Origin of the sequence: Acinetobacter sp. YH12200, from assembly GCF_013418175.1 — a bacterium.
GTDB classification, from domain to species: domain Bacteria; phylum Pseudomonadota; class Gammaproteobacteria; order Pseudomonadales; family Moraxellaceae; genus Acinetobacter; species Acinetobacter pseudolwoffii.
On sequence record NZ_VPCO01000009.1, the window covers coordinates 111,084 to 122,195 of the forward strand.

Annotated in this window: 11 protein-coding genes and 1 pseudogene; 6 read left to right on the forward strand and 6 right to left on the reverse strand. The window is 43.2% G+C overall.

All coding sequences use genetic code 11. From position 1 onward, the window contains the following. Positions 1–165: 165 nt before the first annotated feature. Positions 166–1,479 (reverse strand): D-alanyl-D-alanine carboxypeptidase PBP6B, encoded by a 1,314-nt coding sequence (locus FTU90_RS08125; protein WP_005170266.1) that lies wholly within the window; start codon positions 1,477–1,479, stop codon positions 166–168. Between the two features lie 175 nt (positions 1,480–1,654). On the opposite strand from FTU90_RS08125, the gene FTU90_RS08130 reads away from it, so the two are divergent. Beyond that, positions 1,655–3,358, forward strand: a complete 1,704-nt coding sequence (locus tag FTU90_RS08130) for a M61 family metallopeptidase (RefSeq protein ID WP_180072278.1) — start codon at positions 1,655–1,657, stop codon at positions 3,356–3,358. Between the two features lie 63 nt (positions 3,359–3,421). On the opposite strand, the gene paaI is transcribed toward FTU90_RS08130, so the two are convergent. The 3 genes from paaI to FTU90_RS08145 form a co-directional block, all read right to left on the reverse strand. Beyond that, positions 3,422–3,814, reverse strand: coding sequence for a hydroxyphenylacetyl-CoA thioesterase PaaI (gene paaI / locus FTU90_RS08135; RefSeq protein WP_005170269.1), 393 nt, complete (start codon positions 3,812–3,814; stop codon positions 3,422–3,424). Positions 3,815–3,944: 130 nt separating this feature from the next. Next, positions 3,945–4,343 carry a hydroxyisourate hydrolase gene (uraH, locus tag FTU90_RS08140; RefSeq protein ID WP_005170270.1) on the reverse strand — a complete coding sequence of 133 codons (399 nt, stop codon included), beginning with the start codon at positions 4,341–4,343 and terminating at the stop codon, positions 3,945–3,947. A 69-nt stretch (positions 4,344–4,412) separates the two neighbouring features. Then, positions 4,413–4,910: a heme-binding protein gene (locus FTU90_RS08145; protein ID WP_100355845.1), complete on the reverse strand. Its 498-nt coding sequence runs from the start codon at positions 4,908–4,910 to the stop codon at positions 4,413–4,415. A gap of 120 nt (positions 4,911–5,030) precedes the next feature. Between FTU90_RS08145 and FTU90_RS08150 the strand changes: the two genes are divergently transcribed. Further along, positions 5,031–5,702, forward strand: a complete 672-nt coding sequence (locus FTU90_RS08150; protein WP_005097421.1) for a heavy metal response regulator transcription factor — start codon at positions 5,031–5,033, stop codon at positions 5,700–5,702. Then, positions 5,699–7,084: a heavy metal sensor histidine kinase gene (locus FTU90_RS08155; RefSeq protein ID WP_100534789.1), complete on the forward strand. Its 1,386-nt coding sequence runs from the start codon at positions 5,699–5,701 to the stop codon at positions 7,082–7,084. The genes FTU90_RS08150 and FTU90_RS08155 overlap by 4 nt, the downstream gene beginning before the upstream one ends. On the opposite strand, the gene FTU90_RS08160 is transcribed toward FTU90_RS08155, so the two are convergent. Further along, a complete protein-coding gene (locus FTU90_RS08160) occupies positions 7,081–7,869 on the reverse strand; it encodes an rRNA large subunit pseudouridine synthase E (RefSeq protein WP_005170277.1) in 789 nt (262 codons plus the stop codon). The two genes, FTU90_RS08155 and FTU90_RS08160, sit on opposite strands and share 4 nt — an antisense overlap. Before the next feature lie 195 nt (positions 7,870–8,064). Here FTU90_RS08160 and FTU90_RS16100 point away from each other — a divergent pair. The 3 genes and pseudogenes from FTU90_RS16100 to FTU90_RS08170 all read left to right on the forward strand — a co-directional run. Then, positions 8,065–8,228 (forward strand): annotated as a pseudogene (locus tag FTU90_RS16100) (NADP-dependent isocitrate dehydrogenase); the annotation flags it as partial. A 602-nt stretch (positions 8,229–8,830) separates the two neighbouring features. Further along, positions 8,831–8,959, forward strand: a complete 129-nt coding sequence (locus FTU90_RS16105; RefSeq protein ID WP_257222398.1) for a hypothetical protein — start codon at positions 8,831–8,833, stop codon at positions 8,957–8,959. Between the two features lie 145 nt (positions 8,960–9,104). Beyond that, positions 9,105–9,665 (forward strand): M23 family metallopeptidase, encoded by a 561-nt coding sequence (locus tag FTU90_RS08170; RefSeq protein WP_074383288.1) that lies wholly within the window; start codon positions 9,105–9,107, stop codon positions 9,663–9,665. On the opposite strand, the gene FTU90_RS08175 is transcribed toward FTU90_RS08170, so the two are convergent. Then, on the reverse strand, positions 9,644–10,855 hold the full coding sequence (locus tag FTU90_RS08175) for a YbfB/YjiJ family MFS transporter (protein ID WP_100534787.1): 1,212 nt from the start codon (positions 10,853–10,855) through the stop codon (positions 9,644–9,646). The genes FTU90_RS08170 and FTU90_RS08175 overlap by 22 nt on opposite strands. Positions 10,856–11,112: the final 257 nt, after the last annotated feature.

The following is an 11,112-nucleotide window of genomic DNA, read 5'->3' on the forward strand; positions in this document are numbered from 1 at the left end:
GTCTTGATTAAAATTGTTATACACATTACAAAACGTAGCAATTCTGTGAGAGCGGGTAATAATTGCTGCGTTTCGGGCGGGGTGCCTCATTTGGGATAGATCATGAATCAGCTAGAAGGCTACATCAGCGCTTCTAGCTTGAAGAATTACTTGATATTGAGAGGATTATTGATCTAGAGGATACAGTTTTACGCCGGGTGTTGAGTCTGAAAAGAAACTGAATAAACCTTGCAGCCAGCTAAAGAACTTCTGCAATGGGTTGGCTTCTTCAATTTCGACATGATCTTCAATTTGAATGGTGCGAATTAACTGATTATTTTGATAAATCTGAATCGTGGCCAAAGGCATCATGCTGGCTAAGGGCGCAATGAGTTCAGATGCCTTCATTTCAACATTGATATGGGTCTGGGTTTCCTGAAGTGGCTCGATACTTTTTAAAGCGCCATCACCTGTATTTAGCATGACACGCTGATGCGCCTGATCAAACTGATTCAGGTCAATGCTATAGCTCTGATCATAAAGCGAGGTAGTAATAATCTGCGGCTGCTTGGTTTGCACTTTAAACATTTTTAAAGTGGATTTAATCACAGGCAACTCAGCCAACAGTTGCTGATCTTTGATCGCGACTTCATTGCGGGTATAGGTATAAGCCAGATTCATCAGTTTATGCGATATCTCAGCGCGCTTTGTGGCGCTTTTAGTGCCTAGCACTACCACAATCAGACGGCGCTTCGGCATTTCAAAGTCTGCTGTAACACGATTGGCTGTCAGCGCCAGGTTATAACCGGCCGCACGGGTAAAACCGGTTTTTAAACCATCTACGCTTGGGTCGACCTGAAGTACACGGTTGGTGGCACGATGGAAATGCTGGTTATAAGTGAAACTTGGCTGTTTGGAATAATACAGATAATCCGGGGTTTCATTCACCACCGCCATAGAGAGTCGGGCCAAATCGGCAGCAGTCGAATAATGCTCGGGCATGGTAATGCCGGCCGGATTCTGGAAATTGCTATGCTGCATGCCCAGTGCTTTGGCTTCCTGATTCATCCGTTCTACAAACTGGGGAACACTCCCCGAGATTTTCTCAGCCAGCGTCAACGCTGCATCATTGGCAGACATGATAATCAAACCCGCCAGAAGCTGATCGACTGTAATCAGATCACCTTCTTTCAGATACATCTGTGACTCATCCCACATGACATTTTTAACCACAGATGTGGCAGTTAAAACTTCATTTTTATCTAATTTTCCGGCCTCAATTTCCTTTAAGGCAATATAAGCCACCATCATTTTGGTCAGCGAAGCCGGCGCACGTTGCACATCGGCATTGTGTTCTGCAATGACTTGACCAGACTGTGAATCCAGAATAGTCCAGGCTTCAGCTTCAACGCTTTCAGGCAGAATATTGAGTAAGGCAGCATGTGAAAATGCAGAAATAAATAAGCTGAATACCGCAATCAGTGAGATGATGTATTTCAAGGATGTTCCTTAATAACCCGTCGGGCGTTGAACGATTAAATTTTCAGGCATGCTATGCCTTTTTTATACAGATAGCTAGTCGTAAATGTAGACAAATAAGACAGCTAAACCATCTTGGCTTAAAAAATGCTAAGCTAAGCTATACCTCATTTATTTTCATTTTATATCGCCCATTATGTTGCATTATCAAATCGAATTTGACGATTATCGTCAGCACCTTATTCACGTGACTGTTCGCTTTCTGGCAGACCCGACGCAGATCTTATCATTACCGACCTGGATTCCGGGAAGTTATTTGATTCGAGAGTTTTCCAAACACATTGAGGCGGTCAAAGCTTATGATGAAGATGGACGTCAACTGCAAATCCAGAAATTTGAAAAGAACAAATGGCGTTTATTCAATACCGATCATGAGCTGATTACGGTTGAATATGATGTCTATGCCTACGACCTGTCTGTTCGTGGGGCATATGTGGATCAAAACCGTCTCTATGTCAACCCGGCCTGTGCATGCTTGGGGCTAGAAGGTCAGGAAAATAAAGAGATTGAATTAGAAATCTTCCTGCCAGATGAGTTAAAGCATTTCCAACTGGCAACCGGCATGCAATCCAAAAGTCTGGTCAAGGGCCGTTTCACCCTGAAAGCCAAAAACTATGCTGAATTGATTGATGCACCGTTTGAACTGGCAGAGCAAACCCGTTTCAGTTTTGAAGCGAATGGTATTCCGCATGAGTTTGTGGTGTCCGGCAAGCATGCGATGAATGCAGCACGTATGCAGCAGGACATTGAGAAAATCTGTAGCACAGAAATCTCCATGTTCGGTTCAGCGCCATTTGCTGACTATACTTTTATGACCATGGCAACCGGAAATAGTTATGGTGGTCTGGAACATCCAAACTCGACCAGCCTGATTTCACCGCGCGATGACTTGCCGAAGGCCAATGAGCCTGAAGAACCTTCCAAAGATTATCAGCGTTTCCTCGGCCTATGTAGCCATGAATATTTCCATTCTTGGTTGGTGAAATTTATTCGCCCTGAAAATTTTGTCAATTATGATTTGAACCGTGAAGGCTATACGTCTTTGCTGTGGATCTTTGAAGGCTTCACTTCTTATTATGATGATTTGATTTTGCTACGCAGTGGCGTGATTAACCAGGAATCATATATTGCTTTATTAAAAGCGCAGATTGATCGTTACTTGCAGAATCCGGGTCGTGCGATTCAGTCGGTGTCTGAATCCAGTTTTGATGCCTGGGTGAAATTCTACCGTCAGGATGAAAACTCGAATAATGCCGGCACCAGCTATTACAACAAAGGTTGTTTGGTTGCATTGTGCCTAGACTTAGGTTTGCGTTTACGCGGTTCAAGTCTGGATGCCTTGATGCGCCGTTTGTATGAAAATGCACAAAAGGGTGTTCAGGTACATGAGCGGACGATCTTTGAATTATGCAAAGAGCTGACCGGTGATGATTGGTCAGAGCAGATTAATCACTTGATTAATACCACAGATGAATTGCCACTGGATCAGTTATTGCCTGAGTTTGGTATCGGTTATAACCTGAAAAATGACAAGTCATTGCCTTTCGGTTTAAAACTGGTAGATAAGCCGGAAGGTGTACTGGTTCAGTCGGCGCGTCGTGATAGTACTGCTGTAGTAGCTGGCCTTTCTGCCAATGATGTGATTATTGCCATTGATGGTTTAAAAGCAACGACGAAATTAATGGAAAGTTATGCAAAACAGGAAGGTGTTTATACCATGCATGCTTTCCGTCGCGATGAGCTAATGAGTTTTGACGTTCAGGCAGGCGGTTCTGAACTGACCGAAGTTGAACTGAAAATTGAAGATCAAGCCAAAGCTGAACAATGGTTGAAAGCCTGATTAAGAGTGACTCACTTAAACGACCGGTGTTGATACACCGGTTTTTTTATCAAGTTTTGAAAATTATCTGATGATCAGTCGAGAGGTACCGCGGAACTCTGCCACAATTTGATCATGCTGATTTATCACCTGAATATCGTAAATTCCACTACGGCCACTGCTGGCCCTATGTTCTGCTACAGCAGTCAATGTATCGCCAAGAACTGCCGGTTTTAAGTAATGAATTCCACAATGCTGACCAACAGCCGGATGTTCACCTGTATTACAGGCAATGGCAAATGCCGCATCTGCAAGCGCGAAAATCACTGCGCCGTTACAGGTCTGGTGACCCTGTAAATGTTGTTCAGTGACTTTCAGCGAAATTTTTGCGTGATTGTGACTATAAGCAACAAGGTGTGCACCAAGATGCTGGATTAATCGATCCTGATTAAACATCTGGTTGACTTGCTGATCCATTGCAAAGCTCCTTGTTTGAGATACGTTTTATTTCTTAAATTCATTTAATATGAGTCATGAATAGCATTCCAGCACAAGAATAACAAGTAAAAGAATAAGGCCCAATAAGATGGGCCTTAAGTGAAAGAGCTTAGTTACCGCGATAAGTCGAATAACCATAAGAGCTCAATAACAGTGGAATATGATAATGTTCTAAAGCGCCATCAATCATAAAGACCACCGGTACTTCAGGGAAGAATGTCCGCTGATTATTGGCCTTAAACCAGTCACCCGTTTTAAAGGTCACTTTATAAATACCCTTTTGCAGATTGGTATCTTTTGGATATAGCTCTTTAATACGGCCATTCTGATCTGTTTTAGCTTCATTGAGCTTGACCCATTTCTCACCTTGCTGTGCTTCCAAAATAACTGCAATATTTGCAGAAGGTAAACCTGTTTCCTGATTCAAAATATGCACACTAAGTGGATTCTGTGCAAAGGAAAGCGTGGCTGCGGTGCTCGCAAGGGTTGCTAGCAGGATTTTTTTCATGTTGTATTCCTCAGTAGATGGATGAAGTAATATTGAATAAAAGAAACCAATAAGACTTATTTAAATAGATTAAAGCTGTTTTAAAGTGCTTTGAATGCCGCTATTGGCACATTGATGATCCTGTTCCGAACCGCCTGCACCCGCAACACCTACAGCACCTAAAATATGATTCTGGTACATAACAGGTACACCGCCGCCCAGTAACAGCAGTTCAGGCAAACTATTCAGGTTCTGTGCGTCCGGATTGTTCTGGGCATTGCGCATAAAATCCAGCGTACTGGTTTTCGTTGAATACGCGGTAAAGGCCTTGCGTTCTGCTGCGATCAGGTTGTGAATGCCGACAGATTCATGGCGTTGACTAGCCAGCAGATTACCACCCTGATCCAGAACCACGACTGCTGCGGGCTTGGCCTGTTTCTGGCAGGCCAACATGACATTGCTGGCCATAAGCTTTGCTGCTTCTAGCGACATGACTGGTGCTGTTTTTAATTCTGCATGTGCCAGTGAGCTGAGTAGTAATGAGCTGCTGAACAAGGCTAGGGTTGTTTTGGCGATTGAATTTTTCATACTTGTCATTCATGCAATTGAATACTGTTGCTATTGTAGAAAGAAATACGCCAGTGCAGCATGACAATCAGATTACCAATTTGTAATCTAGGCATAGCTAAAAACAGCTAAACTACTGACATGCATATTTTAATTGTAGAAGATGAAGTCAAGATTGCTGAATATCTGGCAAAAGGACTGAGTGAGTCAGGTTATAGCACGGCCATTGCTGAAAATGGCGTGTTGGCATTGGCCTGTTTGCAGCAACAGTCATTTGATCTGGTACTGCTGGATGTAATGCTGCCAGATCTGGACGGCTGGCAGGTGCTGAAAACCTTGCGAACTTTTAGCCAGATTCCGGTATTGATGCTCACTGCACGCGATCATGTGCTGGATCGGGTGAAAGGCCTGGAGCTTGGCGCCGATGATTATCTGACCAAACCTTTTTCCTATATTGAGTTACTGGCCCGGATCAAAAGTCTGTTGCGCCGTGTGCCGCGACTGGAGCAGGAGGCCTATCAGGTTGCAGGTCTGGTATTGAACCGCCTAAAGCATGAAGTATATCGTAATGAACAAAAGATCGAATTAAGCCAGAAAGAATTTGCGCTGTTGCAACTGTTGATGGAGCATCAGGGGCAGGTGATGACCCGGAGCCAGATTGCCTCCATGGTCTGGAATATCAATTTTAATACCGATACCAATGTGGTGGATGTGGCCATTCGCAGGCTGCGGAGCAAAATTGATGATCATTACACGCCAAAACTGATTCATACCGTACGCGGTATGGGTTATAAACTTGATGAATACCCATGAACAATCCTATCTTATTACCGCTGGCAACACGCTTGAGTATTGCGTTTGCATTGGTGTCCTGCGTGGTTTTTTTGAGTGTGGCGTTACTGTCTTATCAAAATATGCAACAGATGATTCAGGCTCAGCAGGATCAGGCACTGGCTGCACGTATTTCCCGAATTGAAATATTTCTTGAAGATGCCCAGAGTTTCGAGCTTTTGGTTCAGCATCCCAAATTATATGAAAACATGCTGGGGCAAGAAGATAATCTACTGCTGCTGCAACATCAGAATAATCGCTTGATTGAAATCAATCCTTTGCAGATTCATATTCCGGCATTGCACTATACCTCTGCCTTACAGTTTCAGAATAATCAGGCTGAACAGCCTTCGACACGACTGGCTTTTAAACAGGTGCAGTTTGATGGTCGCAGTTATCAACTGGTGGCTGGTAAGCAGCTGGCAGAGGGACAAAGGATACTGGCAAGCTATTTATCAAAACTGGTGCTCTATAGTCTGCTTGGCATACTGCTCTCGACCTTGATGGCCTGGCTGGCAGGACGCTATATTCTCAAGTCCATGCGCCAGTTGATGCTGGCTACAGCACAGGTCAATATTCAGCAGCCCAATCAGCACATCGATGTTCAGAGTAATACGCTTGAGGTTCAAGAGCTGCGTCAGGCCATGAACGATATGCTCGCTAATATTCAGGCTGCGTATCAGCAGCTGGCACGTTTTTCTGAGGATATTTCACACGAACTTCGCACCCCATTAAACAATTTAATCGGGCAGACACAGATTCTGTTATCGCGGTCGCGCGAACCTGCTGAACTGGAAAATCTGCTCTATTCCAACTTGGAAGAATACGAACGCCTGAGCCAGATGATTGAAAGTATGCTGTTTATCGCCCGGGTAGAACATGGCGGATATGCGATTGAAAAACAGCATTTCAATCTAAATGACATGCTGCAAGAATTGCTTGAGTACTTCAGCTTTCTGGCCGAAGAGAAGCAGATGCATTTAAAAGTGGATGTTCCGCCAGATTTAAGTCTGACAGCCAGCACCGTATTGTTACAGCGCGCAGTCGCCAATCTGATCAGCAATGCCATTACTTATGGTCAGCCTGGGAGTGAGATTATTGTGTCTGCACAGCGACTCAACCACAGGATTAAAATATCAGTGTTGACGCCAGAAGTCTGGATTGCAGAGCAGCACCATCCGCATTTATTTGAGCGTTTTTATCAGATCGATGACAGCCGGCACGAAAAAGCCCAGACGGGTGGTCTGGGCCTTGCCATTGTACAGTCGATCATGCAGCTCCATCAGGGGCAGACAACTGTAGAAAATACACCGTCTGGCGTGATCTTTAGCCTGTCCCTACCTGATGAGCAGACTGGGTTTTAACCACGACCGCGTCCGCGACCACGAGGTGCTTTGGTATTTGGACGAGTTGTACCATTGGTACGACGTTTCGGCTTTTCGCTTTCGTCCATTTGCCAGATACGTTTGGTACCTGATTTTTTCACTGAACCATCTTTGTTCTTGCGAACCATTGGCTTACCACCCGTACCACCCGGTTTTTTCACATAAGAACGTGAACGGTATGGCTCTTCAGCAGGAACATTCTGGAAATCTGGATAAAGTAAAGGTTCAATTTCTTTGGTTTCACCCGGTTTAATATCCATACGTACAAGGTCAATATCACCAATTTTAGTACGGATTAAACGCAGTGTAGGGAAGCCCACCGCAGAGGTCATACGACGAACCTGACGGTTACGGCCTTCACAAATTGAAATCTCAACCCAAGACGTTGGGACAGATGCACGGAAACGTACAGGAGGATTACGCTCCCACAACCATTCCGGTTCAGATACTTTTTCAGCTTTGGCTGGAAGGGTCATGCCATCTTTAAGTTCCACACCTTTACGAAGCTGCTCAAGTGCTTCTTCGGTGACATCACCATCAACCTGCACCATATAGGTTTTAAACTTTTTATTGGCAGGATTGGTGATGTACTGGTTCAGACCACCGTGATCTGTTAAAAAAACCAGACCTTCTGAGTCCATGTCCAGACGACCAGCAAGACGTAAATCTTTGTCGTCGATGAAATCAGCCATGGTTTGGTGTTTTTCATCTGGGCGGAATTGGGAGAGGACGTCATAGGGTTTGTTTAAAATGACGATTTTCATAGGAAATAACTTCTATAATTACATAAACTTAAAAAATGTAGAGGCTTATTTTAAAGGGAAATTTGGTTATTTCCCGTATAAATCTCAAAAACAACGAATCTGGATTAGAATATTATGCGTTAAGAACAGTTGAAAGTATTGCCTAATTGGCAATTATTTTTAGGTTTGTCAGTAGCATTCGGAAAAATATGAAGAATAGAATATCAAAAGATCGTAGTACCTGCGGATGGTGCCAAATTACCGTTAATGCAGACCTGTCACTCAACCTAGCAAATAATCCAATTGTCCCATGTATCAAAGGGAATGAAATTGGTGCTGATATTACACCAACAATACAGGCTGTGGTAGATGTTACAGTTTAAAAGTATAGAGTAGTAAGCCCTCAAATGCTTGGATCAGATAGATATCGAATCTGTCAGAAGTAAAAAAGGTTATTAAGTTAATCAAAGAGAAAAAATGGACATGACTAGAATCACCTTGAACTAAATTGTGCGTTAAACATGAACTACTAGAAAGAAGTCCTGACCTGATCATAAAGAAGATTTTAGCTATAAAAATAGCCAAAGAGCGAACATTCACGCAGTCTTGCGCTGGAGGTCAAGCGCAAGACTGCGAGCTTGTTTTGAATTTGATCATCCTACTATTGCAGATATACTTAACTCATTAAAGCCTGATTCTCCTAATTAAAACCTATATTAATCGCAGGTTTCTCAGGGGGATTAAATTTTCTTAAATTCTGATTGATAAACGCCCAAAAGTTAAAATGAGTATCAAGCTGCAACTTTGCGTAAAGATTGTAGTGAGCCAGAACAGGATTTGTTCTGAGTTGAATCACTTAGCCAACCTATTATTACATTGACGTATTTGGATACAGCTCGATGATTGGCATATTTTCCAAAAACGTTAGAGTGATCAATGGAACTTCCAGTGATAGAGACGTTTCTCCGAAGGAGTACATAATATGGCCAAATCTAAAGTGAAACATAAGCAGGTCCAACAAAAGGACAAGCAGGACAGCGCTCAGAATGAAGAGCAACAACAGCAACAGCAACAACCAGCCAAACCCTCCCGTGCAAAAAAACGTAAGTAATTCCTAGCTACCTTCCATAACAACGCCCTTACATAAGGGCGTTGTTATATCATTGATTTTATAAAAATATCATTCAAAAAATTACAAGATTACGACTTTAAATTGTGCTGTTCTGCTTAAGATAAAAACCATCTTTCTAAAATAAATGCGAATAATATTGGTGAAATTTTTTCGGATTTTAAGCTTAATTTTATCTGTATGCTTTGTCTTGACCGCCTGTCAGCCACCACCTTCAGGTGAAGCAGCAGGATGGAAAAGTCCTTATCTTTATTGGCAACTGAAAAAGACTCAATTAGAAGCACCGTTACAGATTCCGGTCGAAGGTATTACAGTCCGTCAAATTAATGATACGTGGGGAGCCGCGCGCAGTGCAGGCCGTAAACATGAAGGGACAGATATTTTTGCTCGACGTGGCACACCTGTCTTAAGTGCCACCCAAGGGATTGTACGTAAAATTGGCACCAATAATCTGGGTGGGAAAGTTATCTGGGTGACAGGGCCTGATATGAGTCAGCATTACTATGCGCATCTGAATGATTATGCTGAGCATATTCAGGAAGGCGACTGGGTGGAAGCGGGCGAAGTGATTGCCTATGTCGGCAATACTGGAAATGCCAAAAATACTCCGCCACATCTACATTACGGGATTTATCTGAGCGGGCAAGGGGCGACCAATCCATATCCTTATTTCGTGCCTTCTCCTTGAGCAGAAACTGGATGGGGTTGTGTTTCAGGAGTGAATCTGGCAGGACGGGTACACCAGAATAATTGCAATGTTCCTAATAAAAGAACAAATGCAGCTAATATGAACTGTTGATGATAGCTCAAACCAAAATATTGCAGCGCACTAAAACTGAGTCCGCCAATCAGCTGAACAGAGGCGAAACACAAGGTGGCAATGCTCCAGAGTTTTTTATACGCCAGCCCATACAGTTGCAAAATGGTATAAGAGGTCAGGAAGACCACAGCAGGGTTTAGCATGCCGGTCAAAAAGGAAGAGCTCAACGTGAGCAATGCTTGGCCCTCTAGAGTCGCAATAAAAATAGCCACAATATAAAGACTATAAAGAATTTTTAGGGCAGCAAAATTACCGAATTTTCTGGCCAGTGCATAAGCACTGAAGGCACCTAAAGCACTACCAAATCCATAAAGAATCCAGTTGAAGTTAATCCAGAACAAGCTCAATTCCAACTGCTGGCTTAAATAATCAATCCAGAAGAGCGAATGCGGTATATAGGCAAAGGCGCTACACGCGTAGACAGCCAGTAAGCTATAAAAGACGCTACTCAAAGATATCTTGGAGGTAGTCGAAGGTGCTTGTACGGACAAATAAGGCTTAAATTTTTGGATAAGTCCACTTAAACATAGACAAATGAGCAGGGCAAAGCCACATAAGATCAGCCAGGCAGTCTGTATGGAAATCTGATCCAGATAAGGCAGAAACAGGGTTGCAATTAATACACCTAATCCGATTCCGCTAAAACCGATAAAGTTGATTTTAAGACGATCCTGAAGCTCACAGCACTGCGCAACTACACTCGGCGATAAGATCATCATCAGCCCGCCGCTGATTCCTGAAATCACGCGCCAGACGATATACCAAACTTCAGAGAAACCAGAAAATGCACAGCACATCAGACTGAACATACCGGCAAAAGCTGAAATTTGAATATACCTGCTCATACTGCGGTCTTGAGGCAGACGCATGGCGGTATAGGCACCGATTAAATAGCCCAGTAAATTGGCACTGCCCAAAAGCCCGGCAAAATCTGTACTCCAGCCAAAGGCTTCTCGTGTACCCGGTAACAGCGCAGTATAAGAGAAACGAAGAATGCCAATCCCCAAGCACATACTAAGGCAGAGAAACAGGCTGAGTTTAATTGTGTGTGAGGACATCCGTGTACTCATAAAGTTTTATATTTGGTTAAAAAATAACATGAATCTTCGTGATTAAGGAGAAATCACTTGATAAGAAACCATTGAGTGCAGGAATTTGTGCTTCAGGAAGTCTTTGTACTTTTTAAAACGCAGATTCAAATCTCAAGTGCGACACATTTGTAGTTAGTTGAAAAAGTTAGGTGTATTCGTAGAATCATTGGACTTTTTCAACTCGCAATTGGAAAGCACACAATGAAGAAATACACCCAACTTTC